Origin of the sequence: Marinobacter salexigens (genome assembly GCF_018860765.1) — a bacterium.
In the GTDB taxonomy this organism is placed as follows: Bacteria; Pseudomonadota; Gammaproteobacteria; order Pseudomonadales; family Oleiphilaceae; genus Marinobacter; species Marinobacter salexigens_A.
In genome coordinates this window covers 160,531-182,739 of the sequence record NZ_JAHKPV010000018.1, presented here as the reverse complement: position 1 = coordinate 182,739, position 22,209 = coordinate 160,531, and the positions used below count along the sequence as shown (strand labels likewise).

The following is a 22,209-nucleotide window of genomic DNA, read 5'->3' as shown; positions in this document are numbered from 1 at the left end:
GCGGCCTGGCTTCAGAGTTGGTAGGTAATTTCGAGTTTTTGTTGCAGACGCTGGGCCTGCCTGAACGATTCTCGCAAAATCCGTCTGTCTAGCGGATTTAGGTCATTCGGGTCAATCAAATTTGTGAGCTCCTCGCCACGTTCCAGCATTTCCTGATGGGAGCGCATACGAATAGCCTGTATTAGGCTGTAGGCGTCTTTCCATGCATTGGCATCTTTGTCGTCAAAAATACCCTTTCCAACCAGTTCGCTCATCCTCTCAAGCGTATTTGCATTTTTTACACCGTTGGCCAGCGCAAATACGCGCACGGCCTCAACGAAAGGCGCCAATCCTTGACGCTTGAGGTCCAGACTGTGCTTTTTTCCGTCAGTGACATAGCGGAAATTGCGAAACATGGTCAGCGGGGGCTTTCTCTGGAGCGCGTTTCCTGCAAGCATCTTTTGGAAAAGCGCATTCTTCTGAATTCTCGCGAGCACTTTATCAAGAAGTTCGTTTAACGAGTCGGTGGGACCAAAAACCGCCCTCATGTCGAGAAAGATGGACGAGTAAACCAGATTTTGCGGTGTGGATGCATCAATGAAGCGGATGAACCAGTCATCCCACTCGTGATCACTCAGGCACAGCTTAGGGTTACTGGCCATGATGTTGCCTTTGCACAGGGTAAAGCCACACTGGGCAAGCTCGTCATTCACTGTTCGAGCGAACGGCAACAGCTTTTCACGTACTTGATCGTCCGTCATGCCTTCTGGCGTTTGGAATAAAATACCGTTGTCTTGGTCGGTCAGCAGGGTTTGCTCCTGCCGGCCTTCGCTACCAAACGTTAGCCAGGTGAATGCTATACCCGGGTCATTTTTCTTTATATTCAGCTCAAGTACTCGCCTCACAGTGACGTCGTTAAGAGTCGTAATGATTTTAACGACCTGACCAGAGTCTGCTCCGTGGGCCAGCATAGCGTCCACTAAGCGGGATACATCGGTACGAAGGCTAACCAGTGTACGTATATGTGTGGCGGTACCAATCGTTCGGGCGAGGTTCACCAGATCAACCCTTTGCAGGGAAAAGAGGTCTCGCTCCGATACCATTCCTATTAGACGCTTGTGCTCATCCACCACGCAGAGGTGTGCGAAGTGGTGCTCTGCCATTAGCATGGCCGCGTCAAAGGCGTCTGCTTGTACAGGTAGATAGCAGGGGTTTTTGGTCATGATTTGACCCACGGGCTCGTCTAAGCTGCAAGTTTCCTCGGCAATCATGGTGCGCAGGTCGCGAAGTGTAAAAATACCTATGGGATGGCGGACATCGTCGGTGATAACGATGCTGCCAACATTGTTTTCATGCATGCGGGCAACGGCTTTGCGCACAGGCAAATCTGGATTACACACAATGGGGTTACGCAGGGCGTAGCGCTCAAGCGGGGTGCTTAGAGAGATGCTAGACCCCATAGACGCCATGGCGCCGGTTTGTATGCGTTGGTTAACCTGATCCAGCAAGCTGCTGACACCGCGTAAGCAAAAATCCCGGAATGGTTCGCTCTCGGATATCAGGGTTATAAACGCGTCTTGCTCAATACTTAAACAGAAGGTGTCGCCAGCTGCGCGGTGCAGAGTTCGAGTGGGACGCTCACCTATGATTGCCGCTAGGGGAAAACACTCGCCCTGGCTTATCTCAAATGTGGTTTCGGTCTTGTCGGCTTTCTCATTATGTCGTTCGCCACGAATCCGTCCCTGTTTAACAACGTAGAATTTGTCAACGATTCCATCTTCTGTCGACAAAACGACATCGCCATCAGCGTAAAACCGAAGCGTTGCATGCTCCGCAAAGCGAGCGAGATGATCGTCATCCATGTTGGAAAAGGGCGCGTGGGACTGGAGGAAGACCATGATGGCGCGAGTATTCTGCGGGCGAGTTGTATCTTGGTTTGCTGCTGCCATAGCCGGTCCCGTCCATTCGTTATTATTGTCAGTTTACAGTGTAGAACACAGGAGCCCATGTTCACTCTACGATATTGGTCGCATCTTGGGCGTTTTGATGGGGGCCAGATGCAAGCCTGATCAAACCTCGGCTTTCTTTATGGAAAGCGTGCCGAGTGGTAGAGTTCCTTCATTCTTCAGCTTATTGAATGCACGGCTATGATTACCAAAAATGATCGCCTCAGTTTTCTTGAGGAAATGAAGGATGTTCGGCGTATCCGAAAGCCCAATCGCGCCGAGATAACCACCCCCCGCGAACTGACGCCCGGCCACTTGGAGCGTCAGCGTGCTGCCGTGGAAAAACCGCTTCGAGATGCTAATCCACTGACCTCGGACATAGTTGAACCCTTAACCGCACACGACATTCTCAGTTGGCAGCGACCCGGTATACAAAACGGAGTCTTCCGCAAGCTTAGGCTGGGCCAATATCCCATTGAGGCGAGGCTTGACCTGCATCGAATGACGGTGGAGCAGGCGCGCAAAGAGGTCTTTCAGTTCATCGGAGACTGCGTTAATTACGGTTTACGGTCCGTGATGATTCTTCATGGGAAGGGAGAGCGTAATCCCGATGGTATAGCTCAGCTCAAAAGCTATTTGGCAAAGTGGTTGCCGGAACTCGCAGACGTAATGGCGTTCCACTCGGCCCAGAAACGGCACGGTGGAACCGGAGCGGTCTATGTCATGGTGCGCAAGAGTGACCGGGACAAACAACACAACCGAGAAATGCACGGCACACGCTAATGTTGCTATGCGATTTGTAAGTCTGACGCGGTAATAAATATATACTGATCTGAATTGAGGATTTTTCATGAAAAAAATTGCTCTGATATTGTTTGTTGTTTTGGCTTTAGCGGGCTGCAAAGACCGTGTGATTTGGGACGACAAAGGCAAGGTTGATGAGAAAACCCAGAATCGTGAGGTGTGGGACTCCAACGGAAAAATGAAAACCGATGAGCGCGAAGTGTGGGTAAATAAAGACGGCGAAAAAGTTGTGAAGTAATACCTGCTTCAAGCCGCCATCGGCCATACAAAAACAAGAACCCAACATGCGGTGTTGAGAATAGGGAGAGAGTAGGCATGGCACTTAGCCTTACAGTTAACGGCGAACAGCGCTCGTTGGATATTGAGGGTGATACCCCTTTGTTATGGGTATTGCGTGACGAACTGGGGCTGAAGGGCACCAAATTCGGCTGTGGTGCGGGGCTGTGCGGCGCTTGCACGGTACATCTGAATGGGCAGCCGGTGCGGTCCTGTTCGACCCCGGTGGAGTTCGCGGTTGGTGGTGAAGTAACCACCATAGAGGGCTTGGCTGAGGATGGGCAACTCCATGCCCTACAAAAAGCGTGGATTGCCAAGGGTGTGCCACAGTGCGGTTACTGTCAATCTGGCCAAATCATGAGTGCAGCCCATCTTTTGGCAACGAATCCGGCTCCAACCCGAAACGATATTGTCGCAGCCATGACTGGCAATCTCTGCCGCTGTGGTACCTACTCGCGCATTATCGCCGCTGTAGAGTCGGTGGCTGGAGGCCCTCTCGCATACGATGCGTCGGCAGCCGGGGAGGAGAGGTGATATGGCTATCAATCGACGCGACTTTCTGAAAGTAAGTGCTGGTACGTCTGGCTCCCTAATGTTGTCCCTGTCTCTCCCCGGTTGTTCTGGCATGCCCACTGGGTACACACAGGAAACTGGCGAATGGAAACCGGATGTCTGGCTTGAGGTAACCAATACCGACGAGATTCACTTTACTTTGGCCAGAGTTGAAATGGGGCAGGGTACTTACACCGGTCTTACTACATTGATTGCGGAAGAGCTGGAGGTTGATCCAGAAGCGATCACGCCCAAGTTTGCACCGGTGGCGCCTGAATACCGCAACCCCCTATATAAGCTACAACTGACGGGCGGCAGTACCAGTATTTCTACCAGTTGGGAACCGTTGCGCACAGCAGGGGCTTCGGCGCGGCAGATGCTGATCATGGCAGCGGCTAGAATATGGCAAGTGGACTCCGCGGATTGCTCTGCTGCTCAGGGGCGGGTGCTTCACCCCAACGGCCGGGATTCCTTGCGCTACGGGCAGTTGGTGGAACTCGCGGCTAAAGAATCCATAAGCGATGATGTAGCACTCAAACCGGCGAGCGAGTGGAAGTACATTGGCAAACAACGCGGCCGACTTGATGCGCGTGCCAAATCCACTGGCACGGCGGTTTATGGCATTGATGTTGAGCTGCCCGGGATGGTTTACAGCGTTGTAACCCGTCCACCCCGTTACGGTGCACGGGTTAAAGCGTTCAATGAGAGCGATGTGAGTGCTATGCCGGGAGTTTTGGATGTATTCGAAATCCAACGCGGCGTGGCAATTGTTGCCGACAAATATTGGCGTGCCCGAAAAGCTCAGGATGCCTTGAAAGTAGAATGGGATAACGAGGAAGCTTTGTCGCTTTCAACCCATGAGGTGTTTGCCTCCTATCGAAAGGCGGGGGATGAGGATCGCGGCGAGTCGGAGCGTAGCGAAGGCGATTATGAAGATTCTCTTGAAAAAGCAGAGAGAGTATTTGAAGCAGAATACAGTCAGCCGTATTTGGCCCACTCAACTCTGGAGCCGATGAATGCTACTGTCTGGTACCGGGACAACAGCATTGAAGTGTGGGCGCCCACACAGGCTCCCGATCTTGGTCGTATTGCTGCGGCTAGGGTAACCGACCTTTCTCCGAGCGATGTTACGATCAACACTACATTTCTTGGTGGTGGGTTTGGTCGCCGCTTGACTCAAGATTATGTCGAAGAAGCTGCAGCGGTTGCATACCGGATTAAAAAGCCAGTGAAACTGATTTGGTCGCGGGAAGAAGATACCCAGCACGACTTATATCGCCCGGCCATGCTGCACAGGATGCAAGCTGGCTTTGAAGGCAGCAAGCTAATCGGTTGGCACCACCAAATCGTTGGGCCCCAGTTGCTGGACTGGTATGTGCGAAATGCTGCGCCAGCCCAGTACCCTTGGGCGCCAAAGTTCATGTATGACACCTTGGGTAAAGTCGGCTTGCTTGCCGAAGGTATCGCAACCCCAAAGGACATGTCGGCCATAGAGGGGGCCATAGAGTACCCCTACAACGTGGATAACATAGATGTTCGCCATACCCATACCGACCCCGGTGTGCCGGTCACATTCTGGCGATCAGTGGGGTACTCCCACAATGGTTTTGCTGTCGAAACCTTCATGGATGAGCTGGCTCATGAAACCGGAGAAGACCCCTACCAGTTTCGTCGAAAACTGCTGGCGGGCCAGCCCAGACATCTGGAAGTGCTCGACAGAGCTGCGCGATTAGCCAATTGGGATACGCCCGTTGCACAAGGTCGTGGCCGAGGCATAGCCCTGTTCAAAAGCTTCGGAACCTTTGTGGCTCAGGTCGTAGAAGCCGGGGTGGAGAATGGTGTCATTAAGGTTTACAAGGTGGCCTGTGCTGTGGATTGCGGCCAAGTGGTGAACCCGCGCATTGTAGAAGACCAAATTGAAGGCGGGATTGTCTTCGGGCTGACCGCGGCACTTTACGGCGAGATAACCTACGAAGATGGCCAAGTGCAGCAGAGCAACTTCCACGATTATCAGCTGCTGCGGCAATATGAGCTGCCCGAGGTAACGGTGGACATTGTTCAAAGCACGGAAGCTCCAACAGGCGTGGGCGAGCCCGGCGTGCCTCCGGTTATTCCGGCTCTGGGCAATGCACTTTTTGCCTTGACGGGCAAGCGCCAGCGCAGTCTGCCTTTGAAAGCCGATGCCTGAAAGCCCTACCGCTCCGGTGACTGGTAGCCATGAATCGGTGATTAAGGATGTCCTGTCGTGGCTTGAGCAAGGCTGGCGGGTGTGGTTATGCACGATTGTGGAAACCTGGGGCTCATCGCCCCGGCCCGCCGGTTCCTGGCTAGCGGTGAGTGATACGGGGCAATGGAGTGGTTCCGTATCAGGCGGCTGTCTGGAAGAAGATCTTCTGCGTCGCACCGCCCGCGAGGGCTCTGACTACCCTGTGGTTATCGACTACGGTATTACCGACAACGACCGTGATGACTTTCGGCTGCCCTGTGGTGGTCGCATCCGGTTGCTAGTGGAGCCCTTGGGTGCCGCTTCAGCCAATAGCAATGCGATAGCGCATGTGCGGCAGTTGGCAGACGCTTTGAGTCATCGCAACCCAGTAGCCCGGCGCGTCATTCTCCAAGACAACCTTCAAAATACCTCCAAAAGCGCTTATCGAAGCACGGATCAAAGCAGTATGACGCTGCAATTGCCTGAGTCTGCCTCTGAGCCCAGCATTGTGTTTGACGGACAAGAGTTGCGTCATACGTTGCAGCCGGAATGTCGGCTGCTGCTCATTGGTGCCGGAGAAGTCGCACGCTATGTGGCAGAGTTTGCAGGTGCGGCTGATTTTACTGTCACGCTTTGTGAGCCTCGCGAAACCTTTGCTTCTGGCTGGGGGCACCCGAAACTGCCACTAGACCGGAGATTGCCGGATGATGTGATAATCGAGTCTTTTAGCGATAGCTGGTGCGGCGTGTTGGCGCTGGCACATGACCCGCGAATAGACGATATGGGCTTGCTGGCGGCGCTGCAGTCGCCAGCGTTTTATGTGGGTGCCATGGGTTCAAAACGAACATCCGAGGCTCGGCGTGAACGTTTGGCATCGCTTGGCCTTGGTGGTGCTGAGCTGCAGCGTTTGCGCGCACCTATCGGCATCGATATACCCAGTAAAACCCCTGCAGAAATTGCCATTTCCGTTGTTGCTGATTTGATTGCCGCGCGGCATCATTTGCGAACACCCCATGAGCCATGCTCTTCATCTTTTGGAAAGTAAAACCGTGTTTGATGTAAGCCGATACGCTGTTGTTGCCGAAGCCATAGTAGATGCCGGGCGCTTCCTGTACGGGCGTGGCTGGTCCCCGGCTACAAGCAGCAACTATTCTGCTCGTATAGATCACGAACATATTGCCATTACGGTATCTGGCCGCCACAAAGGTCAATTGGGGGCGGGCGATGTCATGGTTGTCGATCTGCAGGGCAAGCCTGTGCAAAGCGAGTGCCGTGCCTCAGCTGAGACGCTGCTGCATACGGTGCTGTATCCGGTGTTCCCGGATGTTGGGGCCGTTCTGCATACCCATTCGGTTAACGCAACCGTGCTCAGTCGGCTCGTTCCCGCTGGGGAGCTTTTAACATTTAAAGGCTACGAGCTGCAAAAAGCCTTCGATGGCGTGGAAACCCATGAGTCGACGGTCACGATTCCAGTTTTTGAAAACACGCAGGATATTGAAACTCTGGCCCGGGAAACCCGAGAGTGGTTTCTGGAACACCCCGAGCAACCCGGCTACCTGATTCGCGGGCATGGTCTGTATACCTGGGGCAATACCATGGCGGACTGCCTGCGGCATGTGGAAGCCTTTGAATTTTTGTTTGAATGTGAGCTTGCAACCAAGAGGGTTCGCCCATGACAACTTTGAGTATTTTTGACGCACACAACCCGAAAGCTGCACCAACCGTAACCCATGACTCAGGTGAAATCGGCGAGTTACTGAACAGCAAGGGCGTCCGCTTTGAGCGTTGGCCAACCCAGAATCTGCCAGCAGATGCAGCGCCAGAACAGATTCTGGAAGCCTATCGCTCTGAGATTGCAAAGCTGAAGTCCGAGAGCGGGTTTCAAACCGCCGATGTGGTAAGCCTGAATCCGGATAATCCTCAGAAAGAGGCTTTCCGAAACAAGTTTCTCGATGAGCACATTCACAGTGAAGACGAAGTGCGCTTTTTCGTGCGCGGGCTGGGCATTTTCTACTTACACCTTGGCGATCAAGTGTTCGCTGTTCAGTGCCAGGAAAACGATCTGATCAGCGTGCCGCAGGGCACTCGGCACTGGTTCGATATGGGGCCAGAGCCGGAGTTTACGTGCATTCGCCTGTTTACCAACCCTGAAGGCTGGGTTGCAGACTTTACCGGAGAAGATATTTCCTCGCGCCTACCGCGCTTTGAGGAATTAGAGGGGGTGACAGCATGATCCGGGTCATTCTTACGGATATTGAAGGTACGACCAGTTCAATCTCCTTTGTGCACGATGTCCTGTTTCCCTATGCGGCAGAGCACTTGCCGGGTTTTGTCCGCGAGTATTGCGACACACCTGAGGTGTCCGGGCAACTGGATTCGGTAGCCAAGGATGCAGACGTGGACAGAGGCGATACCGAAGCGCTGATTGAAATTCTCCAAACATGGATTCGCGAGGACCGTAAGGTCACATCGCTCAAGGCCCTTCAGGGAATGGTTTGGGAGCAGGGGTATCAGAAAGGCGAACTGCAGGGCCATATCTATGAAGATGCCGCACAGTACCTGCAACACTGGCACGACCGTGGCTTGCGTTTATACGTATACTCTTCAGGTTCGGTGAAAGCTCAGAAACTGATCTTTGGCTTTACTACGGCTGGTGACTTTACACCGTTCTTTTCCGGCTATTTCGACACTAGAATTGGTGGCAAAAAAGAACCAGAAGCCTACCGAAATATTCTCAAGGAGCTTGGTGTCGAGGCCGAAACGGTTCTGTTCCTCTCAGATGTTGAAGCCGAACTTGAGGCGGCCGAGGCTACGGGTATGGAAACGGCGTGGTTGGTCCGTGATGGTGATTTGCCAGAAACGGAGCGTTTTGTTGCCCGAGGGTTTGCCGAGGTGGACGCCGCCCTGCTGCAAAAGCGGTAACTGGTTTCCAGCCCCCATCCGGGCTGGTCTAGGAGGTAAATGTGCCAGCATCCATCGCCGCCAGATTGTTCACTCCCACCTTGGCCGCTCTGCTGCTGGCAGGTTGCAAACCTTTCTCGGATGCTCGCCCAATGATGGAGGAGTATGTAGAGCGGGTTGGGCGGGTGCTGGATACAGAACCGGTATTGTCGGAGGTGCCTGCAGCAAAGCCCATTCCAAGACGGCGTAACCGTGTGCTGCCAATGCCTGAGCTGGAATTGGGCATGCTCGATTTTCTATCCTTGTACGGCTGTGAGTTGCAGTATGTGGTGGGGGAGAAAAATTCTGTCATGGGCAAGGTGATGCAACCCCTTAACCGGTTGCGTTATGAGGTGCGCTTTATCCGGGCCGCTACCGAGTGTTTGGAAACGGTAGAGGGTCAAGAGCTTGAAGGCGTCTTAAAGCAGGCTATTGCCAGTAAGCGTGAATCACTTCCAGTCGCGGTTTGGAACGCAACCTGGAGCGTGGAAGAGGTTGAAACACTATTCACGCTCGCCAAAGGTGAGTACCCGGTAGAAGCAAAAAACGCACTCTCGGACCTTGCCCGCGATGCGCGCCAGTTAAATAAATCGGTGGCTGGACTACTTGAACAGAATCTTGATGTAGATTTGAGCTCCTGGGGCAAGGTGCACCAGCGCTGGCAAGCGGAATACCGGGCAGGCCAGTTGCTCAATAGCGCTCGACTGGTTGCGGCGCGTCTCGAAGACGGCACACGCCTCATTCGCCAGCGGTTGAATGCTCGCCCGCTGTGCTTCAGCGGCAAACCAAATAGCCAGTCTGATATCGTTCAAAGTATGTTTTTCAGTATCTACATTGGAAAAATCCAACCCTACCTCGCCGATATACGTCGCGCCCGCACAGATTTGATAGAGCCCTTATCTGAACTTGCCAGCATGCAGGCAGAGGTAATGCCGAAAGTGTTTCAAGAGTGGAGCCGCTCGGCGCTGGCTTTACAAGGCCACGATAGTGCGTGGGCCAATCTGGATAATGCCGTGACTACCCACACTAAAGCGTGGCAAGCGCTGCTTGAACAGTGTGGGTTGAGGCCGGGAGCATAACGGCTGCTTGTATTTGTTTAGCAAACACTCGCCTTGAAGTCAGCGTTGGCTTGCCGGTGTAACTCGGAGAATTTCCTCAACGGTGGTCTGGCCGCTGGCCACTTTTTGCGCGCCGCTCAACCTCAGTGATTTCATGCCTTCTCGATAAGCGTCCAGCCTTAGCTGTTCAAGTTCGCAGTGGTCAGTAATCTGGCTCGTGAGTGCGCCCGACAGCGTCATGATTTCGTACACGCCCGCACGGCCAAGGTAGCCGGTATTGCGGCATTCCAGACAACCTACAGGTTTATGGAAGTGTTTTGGTGGTGGGGCTTTCCAGGGTTTAGTCAGCGTCTGCCAGGCCTGCGTGTCAACGGGCGCTGAGACTTTGCAATGTGGGCAGAGCGTGCGAACCAAGCGTTGGGCCATAACGCCTAATACCGTTGCTCGGATGAGATAGGGAGGAATGCCCAGTTCCATCATTCGAGTCAGCGCGCTTGGCGCGTCGTTGGTGTGCAGGGTTGAGAGCACTAAGTGTCCGGTCAGGGCTGCTTGAACCGCCATTTCAGCGGTTTCCAAATCGCGTATCTCCCCAATCATAATGATGTCGGGGTCTTGCCGCAGTAACGCCCGAACGCCGGAAGCAAAGCTCAGGTCAATATTGGTTTGAACTTGCATCTGATTGAATGCTGGCTCCACCATTTCGATGGGGTCTTCAATGGTACAAACATTCAGTTCGGCAGATGCGATCTGCTTCAGGGTGGAGTACAGCGTTGTGGTTTTACCAGACCCTGTAGGGCCGGTAACTAACACAATTCCGTGGGGCTTTGAGGTTGCTTCCTGCCAGCGCTCCCGGTCTTCGCGGCTGAACCCCAGCTGTTCATAGGACTTCAGCAACACATCAGGGTCGAATATTCGCATGACCATTTTTTCGCCGAACGCCGTTGGCATGGTAGCCAAACGAAGCTCTACTTCGCTGTTATCGGGCTTGCGAGTTTTTAGGCGGCCATCTTGAGGCCTGCGTTTTTCGGCAACATTCAGTCGCCCCAGAATTTTTAGCCTGCTGGTGATGGCCATACCCACATGTTCAGGAAACTCGTAAACGCTGTGCAACACGCCATCGATCCGAAAGCGTATGTGGGTTAGGGTGCGTCTTGGCTCAATGTGAATGTCAGAGGCGCGCTGATCAAAGGCATATTGGAGTAGCCAGTCGACAATGCGTACAACGTGTTGGTCGTTGGCATCTGCGCTGTCGCTTGCGCCTAAGTCCAGTAGTTGTTCTAGGTTCTGATGACCTGCGCTGTTGCTCGGGCCTTGACCACCACTGGCTTTATTCACAGAGTTCGCGAGCTGATAGAACTCGACGGAGTAGCGCCGAATATCTTCGGGGTTTGCCACTACGCGACGAATATCTTTGCGCACTGCTTGGTGTAGGTTGCCCTCCCAGTCGATTTTGAAGGGCTCCGCACTGGCCACTACTATTTCGTCCGGCCCAATCTCAACGGCAAGAATGCCGTGGCGTTGGGCGAATGCATAAGACATAACCCGGGCAATCGCGGGTGTGTCTATTTTTAATGGATCAATGTGGTAATAGGGCTGGCCAGCCCATCCTGCAAGCCACTGCGTAAGACGGTCGAGATCGAGGGTTTTGCCGCTCTTTTCGCTTGTAAGCGCAGCAATAGCAACAAGTTCCAGAGGGTGACGTTTTGCTGTCTGACTGCTGGCAGCGCCGAGATTGGCAGAGAGCACCCGCTCAGCGCTCTCCTGATTGATTTCACCGTCGCTGACCAGAGCCGTACAAATATCCCGCAATGTTAGAATGCTTCTTGGAGGCGCAGGCGGCTTAGAAGAATGTGACGGTGTGTGCTCTGCTTTCGTGAAATCAGCCATGGAGGATCACTTTTCGGAATTGGGGCGAATCAATCTGCAACTGGCCGGTTCACTTTCAAATGAATCATGGCCACAGTGAACAACAGGAATGTCAGGATCATAAGCACGACAGGACCAGGTGCACCCTGACTAAGCCACGAGGTAACCACTGCTTGAGTAAAGTAAAAAATTACTGCAAAAGCTAACCAAATATAGCCTCTATTATTGCCACGGAACACTGGCACCACCAGTGCGAGCAGCGGTATCAGCTTAACGGATAGCATAAGGGCTATGGAAACGCCTGCAACCGGTGCCGGGTAAAAGGTGGTGATCAAAAGGGTTGCCAGTACCGCCAAATACAGAAGCTGGGTTGCGTGGGCGGTGTGCCGGGCTTTGGGGTTGTGGAGCATTGTTGAATTCCCGAAAAATATAAAGTGCTTTACGTGGCGAGGCTGTGTTTGTGTCAATCAGCTAACTTAAGTGCCAGATTTGCAAGGCGTTCACCAAATAGCTGGCAGAGGGCCTTTTCATGTTTGCTCAACGGTTGTTGCTCCGCAGTTCCAGCCCAGTGTGTGGGGCCATAGGGTGTGCCGCCAGTTGTGGTTTCACTGAGGTTTCCATCAGTATAGGGAAGCCCACATAACACCATGCCGTGGTGCAGCAACGGTATCATCATCGTCAGTAATGTAGCCTCTTGGCCGCCGTGCAAGCTTCCGGTTGAGGTAAATGCCCCCGCTGGCTTGCCCTCTAGAGCGCCGCCAAGCCATAGGTCCCCAGTGGTGTCGAGAAAGTGTTTGAGCGGTGCTGCCATATTGCCAAACCGGGTGGGACTGCCAATAGCCAGACCTGCGCAATTAGCGAGGTCAGACTTGCTGGCATAAGGCGCACCCGTATCTGGAACTGGAGGCAAGGATGCGTCTGTATCGGGCGAAACCATGGGAACGGAGCGCAGTTTTGCCTCGATACCCTTCACCTTTGCGACGCCACGGCCTATCTGGCTTGCCAGCTCCGCAGTCTGTCCGTTGCGGCTGTAATAGAGAATTAGAACATAAGGCAGTTGCTCAGACACTTTGGCTTCCTTTAGTCGGCGGTCGTACAATCAAAGAATGGTTAGAATATTTTCCGGTGGGCGTCCCACGGCAGCTTTGCCGTTGGCGATCACAATGGGTCTTTCAATCAACTTTGGGCTAGCTACCATAGCAGCAATCAGTTGGTCTCGGGTAAGGCTCGGGTTGTCCAGACCTTGATCTTTGAATTCACTTTCGCCGGTGCGCATTAGTTCGCGCGGCTGGCGGCCGAGCGCCTCAAGAATATCGGAAAGTTCTTGCTCTGTTGGCGGTGTTTCCAGGTAGCGTATAATCTCCGGTTCAATACCTCGTTCCGTGAGTAGTTCGAGCGTCTGGCGAGATTTTGAGCAGCGGGGGTTGTGGAAAATCCGGATGGGTTCTGTCATGTTCGTGCCTGTTTGTTGAAATGGAGCTGCAATTATTTGTGGCAAGCAGTCTAACAGGAGGTTTTCCCGTGCAGAACCCTGTCATCCGCCGGTTAACTCGGAGAGCAGTAGTTACGGCAGCGGTATTTTTAACGGTTGCATTAGCCGGTTGCCAAAAAGTTGAGCTGGAAAGAGCCGACGGCCCAAAACTCGTCTGGGATGACCTGCGGGGCCAGTGGGTGTTGGTTAATTACTGGGCTGAATGGTGTAAGCCTTGTCTGGAAGAAATCCCGGAATTTAACGAGCTGGACAAAGCGCCGGATATTACCGTGCTTGGCATCAACTTTGACGATGTGAAAGGACAAGCTTTAGTAGATCTCGGTAAACGAATGGGCATTGAATACACCATGCTTGGTCAGGATCCGGGCCCCGAATTCGACTGGAAGCTCCCGGTTGCCTTACCGGCAACCTTCATTGTTAACCCCGAAGGGGATCTCGTGGAGGCTCGTTTCGGCCCTCAGACGGAAGCCGATATACGCGCATTGATTGGCGGGTGAGCGCTTCTCGGGCACGGTGTTCCCGACCACTCAAATCCTTTTAATGAATACACATGCAGGAATTACCTGACGCTATGTCGCAGACTTTTGTACACCTTCGCGTGCACTCCGAACATTCCATGGTGGACGGCCTCGTTCGCGTAAAGCCTCTGGTCGAACGAGTTGTGGAGCTTGGTATGCCTGCTGTAGGTCTCACGGAGCAGTCGAACATGTGCTCGCTGGTGCGGTTCTACAAAACGACAACCGGGGCAGGCGTCAAACCGGTTATCGGTGCGGACCTTTGGTTAGAAAACCCAGACGAGCCGGAAATTCCGTTCCGCCTAACCTTGCTAGCCCGCGACAACCAAGGGTACCTCAATCTCACAGAAATCATTTCCCTTGGGTACACGGAGGGTCAGCGTTTTGGCAAGCCGATTGTTCAACGCAAATGGCTAGAGACCAGAGCTGAAGGCTTGATTGCCATGTCTGGGGCTAAAATGGGTGATGTCTGTAAGGCTTTGCTGGCTGACAAACCCGAACTGGCGAAAGCTCGGGCTGAGTATTGGATGAACCTTTACCCTGGCTCTTATTATCTGGAGCTACAAAGAACCGGCCGGCCTGGTGATGAAGACTGCCTGCACATGAGTGTCGAACTTGCTCAGGAGCTAGGGCTTCCCGTTGTAGCGACAAACGACGTGCATTTTTTGGAGGCTGATGACTTCGAAGCCCATGAGGCTCGGGTCTGTATCGGTGAAAGCCGTGCACTAGACGACCCCCGACGTGATCGCCGCTTCAGCGACCAACAATACTTGCGCAGCGCTGAAGAAATGATTGAGTTGTTCAGCGATGTACCCGAAGCCATCCAAAACACTGTCGAGATAGCGCGGCGCTGCTCGGTTACCGTGCGATTGGGCGAATACTTCTTGCCCAATTATCCGGTGCCGGAAGGCATGACCATGGATGAATACTTCCGCAAAGTGTCTGAGGATGGTTTGGAAGACCGTCTGGCCAAAACCTTGCCCAAAGACGATCCCGATTACGACAGTAAGCGCGAAGCCTACTACAAGCGGCTGAATTTCGAGCTGGATATCATCATCCAGATGGGATTCCCAGGCTACTTCCTGATCGTAATGGACTTTATCAAGTGGGCTAAGAACAACGGCGTACCCGTTGGTCCGGGCCGCGGTTCCGGTGCGGGTTCGTTGGTTGCTTACGCTCAGCTTATCACCGACTTGGATCCCCTAGAATACGACTTGCTGTTCGAACGCTTTCTTAACCCGGAACGGGTATCCATGCCCGACTTTGACGTCGACTTCTGTATGGAAGGGCGGGATCGGGTTATTGCCTACGTAGCCGAAAAATACGGCCGGGAGGCGGTTTCCCAGATCATTACATTCGGCACCATGGCGGCGAAAGCGGTAGTGCGAGATGTGGCCCGTGTGCAGGGCAAATCCTATGGTCTCGCAGATAAGCTGTCCAAAATGATTCCCTTCGAAGTGGGAATGACTTTGGGTAAAGCGGTTGAGCAGGAGCCAAGCCTTCAGGAATTCCTAGAGCAGGATGAAGAAGCTCAGGAAATTTGGGAGATGGCCCTAAAGCTTGAGGGTGTGTGCCGGAACGCCGGCAAACACGCCGGTGGCGTGGTGATCGCACCCACCAAAATTACCGACTTCTCGCCGCTGTACTGTGACGATGATGGCGGTAGTTTGGTGACCCAGTTCGATAAAAACGATGTGGAAGACGCTGGTCTGGTGAAGTTTGACTTTTTGGGCCTGCGTACGCTGACCATCATCGACTGGGCTTTGAAAATGATTAATCCGCGGAGGGAGAGCCGGGGATTGCCGCCGCTGGACATCAATGAAATCCCGCTGGATGACCCGGCTTCCTTCGTAATGCTGAAAAAAGCGGATACCACCGCCGTATTCCAGCTGGAATCCCGAGGCATGAAGGATCTAATCCGTCGCCTACAGCCAGACTCTCTAGAGGACATGATCGCTTTGGTTGCGCTGTTCCGCCCCGGGCCATTGCAGTCGGGCATGGTGGACGACTTTATTGACCGAAAGCACGGTAAGCAACCGATGTCTTTCCCCCACCCTGATTATCAATACGAAGGCTTGAAGCCGGTTCTGGAGCCTACCTATGGGGTTATCCTTTATCAGGAGCAGGTCATGCAGATTGCTCAGGTGATGGGTGGCTATAGTCTGGGTAACGCGGATATGCTGCGTCGTGCCATGGGTAAGAAAAAGCCCGAGGAAATGGCTAAGCAAAAGCAGTTTTTCCTCGATGGGTGTGAAAGCAATGGGATCAATAAAACCCTTGCTGAAAACATTTTTGATTTGGTTGAAAAGTTTGCTGGTTACGGCTTTAACAAGTCTCACTCTGCTGCCTACGCATTGGTGTCTTACCAGACCCTGTGGTTGAAGGCCCACTATACCGCTGAGTTCATGGCTGCAGTTTTGACCGCAGATATGCAGAATACGGACAAAGTTGTCACGCTGGTTGAAGAGTGCCGCAACCTCAAGCTGGACTTGGTACTGCCGGATGTAAGCCGCTCGGAGTATACCTTTACCGTTAATGATGAAGGTCAGATTGTCTATGGCCTCGGTGCTATCAAAGGGTTGGGTGAAGGCCCGATTCAGGCCATAGTAGAAGGTCGAGCCAGCGGCGAACCTTATCAGGACCTTTTCGACTTCTGCCGAAAGGTGGATTTGAAAAAAATCAACAAACGGGCGATGGAAGCCTTGATTCGTTCCGGTGCCATGGACAAGCTAGGTGCTAGTCGGGCCCAACTGATGGCCAGTATCCCCAAAGCTGTTCAACAGGCGGATCAACAATCGCGCAATGAATCCGTCGGTATGGTGGATATGTTCGGCGATATGCTGGAAGCCGGTGACGGCGGCGATCCCTATGCTGATGTGGTGGGCGTGCGCGAGTGGCCCGAGAAGCAGCGCCTGAAAGGCGAGAAAGACACTCTGGGGCTGTATCTTACGGGCCATCCGTTTGATGAATATGAACGCGAAGTTCGGCGCTTTGTGCGCTCATCTATATCGGATTTAAAACCCAATAAATCACCGCAACGAGTCGCCGGGCTGGTGATTGCTCAGCGAACCATGAAAACTCGCACCGGCTCCACCATGTGCTTTATTACACTGGATGACCGCAGCGCGCGAATTGAGGCAACACTGTTTTCTGAGGCGTTCTTTGAAAACCGCGAGTTGTTGCAATCAGATCAGGTGATTGTGGTTGAAGGTCAGGTAAGCCACGATGACTACTCTGGGCAGATGAAAATGCGCGTCAGTTCGGTCATGGACGTACCTAGTGCGCGCAAGCAGTTCAGCAAGGGCTTGAAGTTGAACTTGCATGCTGACCAGCTTCAGAATGGACTGTTGGATAAAATCGACAGCACCCTACGGCCTTTTCGTTGCGACGGCAGCCCCGTATGGATTGAATACTGCAGTCCGGAAGCAAGTACTAGAATTGAGTTGGGAGAGGCTTGGCGTGTGCAGCCGGATGACAACTTGTTGCTGGAATTGAAGTATCTGGTGGGCGACCAGTGCGTAGAACTGGTCTATGATTGAATGATTAAGGCAAAGAGTTGCACGCATTATTAAATATTCGTCAGGTTGCGGGCTCATACCAATGTCCGCTTTAGCCGTGACTCTGGCGCTGCTATCTTTGTCCCAAATTCTTTATTGGCGGAGCGCTGGCCCGCCTGGCGATAAAATGATGGAACATCATGAACCCTAATTATTTGGATTTCGAACAGCCGATTGCCGATCTTGAAGCCAAAATAGAAGAGCTTCGAATGGTCGGCAACGACACTGACATCAACATCTCTGATGAGATTACACGGCTGAAAAAGAAAAGTGTCAGCCTGACCGAGAACATATTCTCTGATCTACATCCGTGGGATGTGGCTCGCCTAGCACGGCACCCACGCAGGCCTTATACCCTTGATTACATCGAGATGATCTTCGAAGATTTCGATGAACTCCACGGCGATCGTCGTTATGCGGATGATCAGGCCATTGTGGGCGGCACAGCCCGCTTGATCGACACGCCAGTGATGGTAATTGGCCATCAAAAAGGCCGTGAAGTGCGGGATAAAGTGAAGCGCAACTTCGGTATGCCGCGTCCCGAGGGTTACCGTAAAGCCCTGCGCCTGATGGAAATGGCAGAGCGCTTTAGAATGCCCATTCTTACGTTTATAGACACGCCGGGTGCCTATCCGGGTATCGGTGCGGAAGAGCGTGGCCAAAGTGAAGCCATTGCCTTTAATTTGGCTGTTATGTCGCGCCTAAAAACGCCGATTATTTCAACAGTGATCGGTGAGGGTGGTTCCGGCGGAGCTCTAGCCATTGGTGTGTGTGATCAGTTGAATATGCTGCAGTATTCCACCTATGCGGTGATATCGCCGGAAGGATGTGCCTCCATCCTATGGAAAAGTGCTGAGTATGCCTCTTTGGCTGCTGAAGCCATGGGCGTAACGGCAGACAGGTTGAAGGATCTCGGGCTTGCGGATAACGTTATCACCGAGCCCTTGGGTGGCGCCCACCGTAATCCGGAACAAACGGCTGAGGCTTTGCGCGAGACTCTTACAGGCGGGCTGGCAGAACTATGTCGCCTGCCTCTGGATGAGCTGGTCTCCCGACGGTATGAGCGGTTAACCCGCTATGATACAGGGCGCTGAGCCCGTCCACGGGTATTCGTTTCCGGAGTCCTTGCTCTCGCCGGTAAAAGCCGTTACCGGTTACCGGCAGCTTTGGGTCGCCCTCAGTGGCGGCCTTGATTCCACCCTTCTTCTGCACCTTGCCGCGCGCTGCCATTCCGGAGTGCGGGCAGTGCATATCAACCATCAGCTTCAGGCCAATGCGGACGAAACGGAAGCTTTCTGCGAAAACCTGTGCGCTGAACTTAATATACCTCTCATAATTCGGCCGGTGTCGGTTGGGCTGGGTACAGGCCCGGGTGAAGGGCTTGAGGAAGCTGCGCGCAAAGCTCGTTACAACGTGTTTGAAGCACTCCTTAATCCCGGTGATGTGTTGTTGATGGCTCATCATGGTGATGACCAGGCTGAAACAGTACTGTTTAGAATGTTCCGTGGCAGCGGTGTGGCGGGCCTTGCAGGCATGCCTGAGAGTCGCCCGCTGGGTGAGGGGCGTTTGGCTCGGCCGTTATTGGGTGTTGAACGATCAGAGCTTGAACGCCATGCCCAAAATGCTGGACTTTCATGGGTTGATGATCCCAGTAACACTGATACAAAGTTCGACCGCAACTTTATACGTTTGAGCATTCTACCGGCACTTAAAGAGCGCTGGCCCGGCTTGAACCAACGCTTACGACACAGCGCTAAAGCCTGCTCTGAGAGCGATTTTCTGAACCAACAGCTGGCGGAGTTGCAATGGCAGACGATCGGAGGAGAAGAGCGGCGCCTGCCGGTTGCTGGGCTAATTACTCTTTCGCTTGCGGAGCAGACAAATCTTCTCCGCTGGTGGATTCGTCGGGCTGGATATCACACTCCCTCGGTTAACGACTGGTCGCAGGTGCTGCAGGATCTATTGTTGGCAGCGGAAGACCGGTCACCGGAGCTGAGGGCAAACCATTATAGCCTTCGACGCTTTCAGGGACAGCTGTACTTGGTTCCCGAATCTCAATCTTTGCCTAAGGCGCCCCTAAAGCTTCAGTCTGGCCAAACGGTGCACTGGGCAGAGTGGACGATTCGGTTGAGTCGGACTCCTACTGCGAAAACGGATTTGCCGCCTATACGGATATGTACGAGGCAGGGAGGGGAGCGCGTTCGTTTTCACCTAGATGGCCGGTCTAAATCGCTTAAAAAGTGGTTTCAGGAGCAAGCGGTTCCCCCTTGGGAAAGGGGGCGTCTGCCCTTGATTTTCTTGGGTGCGACGGGGCAAGAGGAACTCATTGCGATTGGCGATTTGTGGTGTTCTGGGCAATACTGCGGAAGTGCCCCTGCCGCAGGCTTGCGGCTGATTGTAGAGCGGGATTGTGATTGAGTCGCTAGGGGCTTTCTGGTAGTCTGGCGTCCCATCTTGAGATGACAATCTCCCTCCTTCACAGAACCTGATAATCATGGAATCTGCATGACGCGTTATATTTTCGTCACCGGCGGTGTTGTGTCTTCACTGGGGAAAGGAATCGCATCAGCCTCTCTGGCTGCGATCCTTGAGGCACGCGGCCTGAAGGTCACTATCCTCAAGCTGGACCCTTACATTAACGTGGATCCAGGCACCATGAGCCCGTTCCAGCACGGTGAGGTGTATGTCACCGAAGACGGCGCTGAAACCGACCTCGACCTTGGCCACTACGAGCGTTTTATTCGTACACCCATGAGCCGCCGTAATAACTTCACGGCTGGACGTGTTTATGAAGAGGTTATACGCAAAGAGCGTCGCGGCGATTATCTTGGTGGTACGGTGCAGGTTATTCCCCACATTACTGATGAGATCAAGCGTCGCGTCATCGAAGGCGCAGCCGGTGCTGATGTAGCTCTGGTTGAAGTGGGCGGCACTGTGGGTGATATTGAATCCCTGCCGTTCCTTGAAGCCTGTCGCCAACTGAAGGTTGAAGTGGGCTCTTCACGTGCGCTGTTCATGCACCTGACGTTGGTGCCTTACATTGCCACTGCTGGCGAAATCAAAACCAAGCCGACTCAGCATTCCGTTAAGGAAATGCGCTCTATCGGTTTGCAGCCTGATATTTTGCTGTGCCGCTCAGAGCACGAAGTAGATGCAAGTTCACGCCGGAAAATTGCACTGTTCACGAACGTAGAAGAGCGCGCGGTTATTCCGATGCGTGATGCCAAATCCATTTATGCCATCCCCCGCATGCTGCATGAACACGGGCTGGACCAACTCGTTATCGAACGCTTCAACCTGGATGCGCGAGACGCAGATCTGAGCGAGTGGGACGATGTAGTCGAATCGCTGATGAATCCCGAGCAGGAAGTGACCATTGCCATGGTTGGCAAGTATATGGAACTGCTTGAGGCCTACAAATCATTGATCGAATCACTGCTACATGCCGGTATCAAGACCCGCACCAAGGTGAAGATCAACTATATAGATTCCGAAGATATTGAACGTGATGGTACTCAGGTACTTGAGAGCGCCGATGCTATTCTGGTTCCCGGTGGCTTTGGCGAGCGTGGTGTAGAGGGTAAGATTCTCACCGTTCAGTACGCACGTGAGAATAAAGTTCCTTATCTGGGAATATGTCTGGGCATGCAGGTTGCAGTGATCGAGTACGCACGTAACAAGGCAGGGCTCACAGATGCCCACAGCACCGAGTTCCGGGAGCATACTCCGGAGCCGGTCATTGGCTTGATTACCGAGTGGCTGGATGCGACCGGTGAGCGCGAAGAGCGTTCAGGTGATTCAGATCTTGGTGGTACTATGCGTCTGGGCGCTCAGGACTGCGTGCTGACTGAAGGCTCCACAATCGCCGACTGCTACGGCAGGAAAACCATTCGCGAGCGTCATCGCCACCGCTATGAGGTGAATAACCACTTCCTGCCCCAGTTGGAAGATGCAGGGCTGCTGGTTTCCGGGCGCTCTACAGATGGCAAGCTGGTAGAAGTGGTTGAGGACCCTGTGCACCCCTGGTTTGTTGCCTGTCAGTTTCACCCTGAGTTTACCTCCACGCCACGGGACGGCCATCCACTGTTTAAGGGGTTTGTGGAAGCCGCGTTGGCGAAGCGTAAGGAATCCTGATCATGGCTCAGAGCACCGTTACTGTTGCTGATATAGACATTGCCAACGACAAACCCTTTGTCTTGTTTGGTGGCATGAATGTGCTGGAGTCCCGTGATCTGGCGTTTGAGGTTGCTGGGAAGTATGTGGAGGTTTGCAACAGGCTGGGCATTCCTTACGTCTTCAAGGCTTCTTTTGACAAGGCCAATCGCTCTTCGGTCAGTTCTTTTAGAGGCCCGGGTCTCGAAAAGGGTTTGCAGATTCTGGCAGATATCAAAAGCAAATACGGTGTTCCGATAATTTCTGATGTACACGAGCCAGAACAGGCAGCGCCTGCCGCTGAGGTGTGTGACATCATTCAGTTGCCCGCTTTTCTCAGCCGGCAGACTGATCTGGTTGTCGCCATGGCTAAAACCGGCGCGGCGATCAATATCAAGAAAGCACAGTTTTTGGCACCGCAGGAGATGAAGCACATCATCACCAAATGTGCAGAAGCCGGAAACGACCGTGTTATTTTGTGCGAGCGGGGCAGTAGCTTCGGCTATAACAACCTTGTGGTCGATATGCTTGGCTTTGGCATAATGAAGGCCATGAACGTGCCTGTGATGTTTGATGTAACTCACTCGCTACAGATGCCGGGTGGGCGTTCCGATTCGGCCGGTGGTCGCCGTGCGCAGGTTACAGATCTGGCGCTGGCCGGGATGTCTCAGGGCTTGGCCGGGCTGTTTCTGGAAGCTCACCCGAACCCGGATGAAGCAAAATGCGATGGGCCGTGTGCGCTGCGCTTGAGCCAACTTGAACCATTCCTGCAGCGAGTTAAGGCTGTTGATGACCTTGTGAAGAGTTTTAAACCTATCGACACCGCCTGAATGGCGGTTTTCGCGTTATGGGTACAAATTATGGGA

Annotated in this window: 20 protein-coding genes; 15 read left to right on the top strand and 5 right to left on the bottom strand. The window is 53.3% G+C overall.

Annotation, left to right across the window (positions count from 1 at the left end):
• Positions 1-11: 11 nt before the first annotated feature.
• Complete coding sequence (locus KO508_RS10695; RefSeq protein ID WP_216008303.1) at positions 12-1,928, bottom strand: putative nucleotidyltransferase substrate binding domain-containing protein; 1,917 nt, start codon at positions 1,926-1,928, stop codon at positions 12-14.
• Positions 1,929-2,126: 198 nt separating this feature from the next.
• On the opposite strand from KO508_RS10695, the gene smrA reads away from it, so the two are divergent.
• The 9 genes from smrA (at position 2,127) to KO508_RS10650 (ending at position 9,782) form a co-directional block, all read left to right on the top strand.
• Positions 2,127-2,708, top strand: coding sequence for a DNA endonuclease SmrA (gene smrA, locus KO508_RS10690; protein ID WP_216008302.1), 582 nt, complete (start codon positions 2,127-2,129; stop codon positions 2,706-2,708).
• 67 nt (positions 2,709-2,775) lie between these two features.
• Complete coding sequence (locus KO508_RS10685; protein WP_216008301.1) at positions 2,776-2,967, top strand: membrane lipoprotein lipid attachment site-containing protein; 192 nt, start codon at positions 2,776-2,778, stop codon at positions 2,965-2,967.
• A gap of 77 nt (positions 2,968-3,044) precedes the next feature.
• The gene (locus tag KO508_RS10680) at positions 3,045-3,539 is read left to right on the top strand and encodes a (2Fe-2S)-binding protein (RefSeq protein WP_216008300.1); all 495 of its coding nucleotides are present in this window, start codon (positions 3,045-3,047) and stop codon (positions 3,537-3,539) included.
• A gap of 1 nt (position 3,540) precedes the next feature.
• On the top strand, positions 3,541-5,745 hold the full coding sequence (locus KO508_RS10675) for a xanthine dehydrogenase family protein molybdopterin-binding subunit (protein ID WP_216008299.1): 2,205 nt from the start codon (positions 3,541-3,543) through the stop codon (positions 5,743-5,745).
• A complete protein-coding gene (locus KO508_RS10670) occupies positions 5,738-6,808 on the top strand; it encodes an XdhC family protein (protein WP_216008298.1) in 1,071 nt (356 codons plus the stop codon). Before KO508_RS10675 ends, KO508_RS10670 begins: the two co-directional genes overlap by 8 nt.
• Before the next feature lie 4 nt (positions 6,809-6,812).
• Positions 6,813-7,439 (top strand): methylthioribulose 1-phosphate dehydratase, encoded by a 627-nt coding sequence (locus tag KO508_RS10665; RefSeq protein ID WP_216008319.1) that lies wholly within the window; start codon positions 6,813-6,815, stop codon positions 7,437-7,439.
• Positions 7,436-7,996: a 1,2-dihydroxy-3-keto-5-methylthiopentene dioxygenase gene (locus KO508_RS10660; protein ID WP_216008297.1), complete on the top strand. Its 561-nt coding sequence runs from the start codon at positions 7,436-7,438 to the stop codon at positions 7,994-7,996. Before KO508_RS10665 ends, KO508_RS10660 begins: the two co-directional genes overlap by 4 nt.
• Complete coding sequence (gene mtnC, locus KO508_RS10655) at positions 7,993-8,685, top strand: acireductone synthase (RefSeq protein ID WP_216008296.1); 693 nt, start codon at positions 7,993-7,995, stop codon at positions 8,683-8,685. Before KO508_RS10660 ends, mtnC begins: the two co-directional genes overlap by 4 nt.
• A 41-nt stretch (positions 8,686-8,726) precedes the next feature.
• Complete coding sequence (locus tag KO508_RS10650) at positions 8,727-9,782, top strand: DUF3080 domain-containing protein (RefSeq protein ID WP_354668023.1); 1,056 nt, start codon at positions 8,727-8,729, stop codon at positions 9,780-9,782.
• 39 nt (positions 9,783-9,821) lie between these two features.
• On the opposite strand, the gene KO508_RS10645 is transcribed toward KO508_RS10650, so the two are convergent.
• From KO508_RS10645 to arsC, 4 genes are read right to left on the bottom strand one after another with little or no spacing between them, the layout of a single operon-like run.
• Positions 9,822-11,648 (bottom strand): GspE/PulE family protein, encoded by a 1,827-nt coding sequence (locus KO508_RS10645; protein WP_216008295.1) that lies wholly within the window; start codon positions 11,646-11,648, stop codon positions 9,822-9,824.
• Positions 11,649-11,677: 29 nt separating this feature from the next.
• Positions 11,678-12,037: a DUF2069 domain-containing protein gene (locus KO508_RS10640; RefSeq protein WP_216008294.1), complete on the bottom strand. Its 360-nt coding sequence runs from the start codon at positions 12,035-12,037 to the stop codon at positions 11,678-11,680.
• A gap of 53 nt (positions 12,038-12,090) precedes the next feature.
• Complete coding sequence (gene wrbA / locus KO508_RS10635; protein WP_216008293.1) at positions 12,091-12,696, bottom strand: NAD(P)H:quinone oxidoreductase; 606 nt, start codon at positions 12,694-12,696, stop codon at positions 12,091-12,093.
• Positions 12,697-12,726: 30 nt separating this feature from the next.
• On the bottom strand, positions 12,727-13,080 hold the full coding sequence (gene arsC, locus KO508_RS10630) for an arsenate reductase (glutaredoxin) (RefSeq protein WP_216008292.1): 354 nt from the start codon (positions 13,078-13,080) through the stop codon (positions 12,727-12,729).
• Between the two features lie 164 nt (positions 13,081-13,244).
• Between arsC and KO508_RS10625 the strand changes: the two genes are divergently transcribed.
• The 6 genes from KO508_RS10625 to kdsA all read left to right on the top strand — a co-directional run bounded on the left by KO508_RS10625 (position 13,245) and on the right by kdsA (position 22,173).
• Positions 13,245-13,616 (top strand): TlpA family protein disulfide reductase, encoded by a 372-nt coding sequence (locus tag KO508_RS10625; protein WP_252738066.1) that lies wholly within the window; start codon positions 13,245-13,247, stop codon positions 13,614-13,616.
• A gap of 74 nt (positions 13,617-13,690) precedes the next feature.
• On the top strand, positions 13,691-17,173 hold the full coding sequence (dnaE, locus tag KO508_RS10620) for a DNA polymerase III subunit alpha (RefSeq protein WP_216008290.1): 3,483 nt from the start codon (positions 13,691-13,693) through the stop codon (positions 17,171-17,173).
• A gap of 158 nt (positions 17,174-17,331) precedes the next feature.
• Positions 17,332-18,285: an acetyl-CoA carboxylase carboxyl transferase subunit alpha gene (accA, locus tag KO508_RS10615; protein ID WP_216008289.1), complete on the top strand. Its 954-nt coding sequence runs from the start codon at positions 17,332-17,334 to the stop codon at positions 18,283-18,285.
• Positions 18,269-19,609: a tRNA lysidine(34) synthetase TilS gene (gene tilS, locus KO508_RS10610; RefSeq protein WP_216008288.1), complete on the top strand. Its 1,341-nt coding sequence runs from the start codon at positions 18,269-18,271 to the stop codon at positions 19,607-19,609. Before accA ends, tilS begins: the two co-directional genes overlap by 17 nt.
• 87 nt (positions 19,610-19,696) lie before the next feature.
• Positions 19,697-21,325 (top strand): CTP synthase, encoded by a 1,629-nt coding sequence (locus KO508_RS10605; RefSeq protein WP_216008287.1) that lies wholly within the window; start codon positions 19,697-19,699, stop codon positions 21,323-21,325.
• A gap of 2 nt (positions 21,326-21,327) precedes the next feature.
• Positions 21,328-22,173 carry a 3-deoxy-8-phosphooctulonate synthase gene (kdsA, locus tag KO508_RS10600; protein ID WP_216008286.1) on the top strand — a complete coding sequence of 282 codons (846 nt, stop codon included), beginning with the start codon at positions 21,328-21,330 and terminating at the stop codon, positions 22,171-22,173.
• Positions 22,174-22,209: the final 36 nt, after the last annotated feature.

What these genes read in the sequence shown, in the direction of transcription:
- KO508_RS10695 (WP_216008303.1), bottom strand. Translation starts at nt 1,928, where the DNA reads ATGGCAGCAGCAAACCAAGATACAACTCGCCCGCAGAATACTCGCGCC.
- smrA (WP_216008302.1), top strand. Translation starts at nt 2,127, where the DNA reads ATGATTACCAAAAATGATCGCCTCAGTTTTCTTGAGGAAATGAAGGAT.
- KO508_RS10685 (WP_216008301.1), top strand. Translation starts at nt 2,776, where the DNA reads ATGAAAAAAATTGCTCTGATATTGTTTGTTGTTTTGGCTTTAGCGGGC.
- KO508_RS10680 (WP_216008300.1), top strand. Translation starts at nt 3,045, where the DNA reads ATGGCACTTAGCCTTACAGTTAACGGCGAACAGCGCTCGTTGGATATT.
- KO508_RS10675 (WP_216008299.1), top strand. Translation starts at nt 3,541, where the DNA reads ATGGCTATCAATCGACGCGACTTTCTGAAAGTAAGTGCTGGTACGTCT.
- KO508_RS10670 (WP_216008298.1), top strand. Translation starts at nt 5,738, where the DNA reads ATGCCTGAAAGCCCTACCGCTCCGGTGACTGGTAGCCATGAATCGGTG.
- KO508_RS10660 (WP_216008297.1), top strand. Translation starts at nt 7,436, where the DNA reads ATGACAACTTTGAGTATTTTTGACGCACACAACCCGAAAGCTGCACCA.
- mtnC (WP_216008296.1), top strand. Translation starts at nt 7,993, where the DNA reads ATGATCCGGGTCATTCTTACGGATATTGAAGGTACGACCAGTTCAATC.
- KO508_RS10645 (WP_216008295.1), bottom strand. Translation starts at nt 11,648, where the DNA reads ATGGCTGATTTCACGAAAGCAGAGCACACACCGTCACATTCTTCTAAG.
- KO508_RS10640 (WP_216008294.1), bottom strand. Translation starts at nt 12,037, where the DNA reads ATGCTCCACAACCCCAAAGCCCGGCACACCGCCCACGCAACCCAGCTT.
- arsC (WP_216008292.1), bottom strand. Translation starts at nt 13,080, where the DNA reads ATGACAGAACCCATCCGGATTTTCCACAACCCCCGCTGCTCAAAATCT.
- dnaE (WP_216008290.1), top strand. Translation starts at nt 13,691, where the DNA reads ATGTCGCAGACTTTTGTACACCTTCGCGTGCACTCCGAACATTCCATG.
- accA (WP_216008289.1), top strand. Translation starts at nt 17,332, where the DNA reads ATGAACCCTAATTATTTGGATTTCGAACAGCCGATTGCCGATCTTGAA.
- tilS (WP_216008288.1), top strand. Translation starts at nt 18,269, where the DNA reads ATGATACAGGGCGCTGAGCCCGTCCACGGGTATTCGTTTCCGGAGTCC.
- KO508_RS10605 (WP_216008287.1), top strand. Translation starts at nt 19,697, where the DNA reads ATGACGCGTTATATTTTCGTCACCGGCGGTGTTGTGTCTTCACTGGGG.
- kdsA (WP_216008286.1), top strand. Translation starts at nt 21,328, where the DNA reads ATGGCTCAGAGCACCGTTACTGTTGCTGATATAGACATTGCCAACGAC.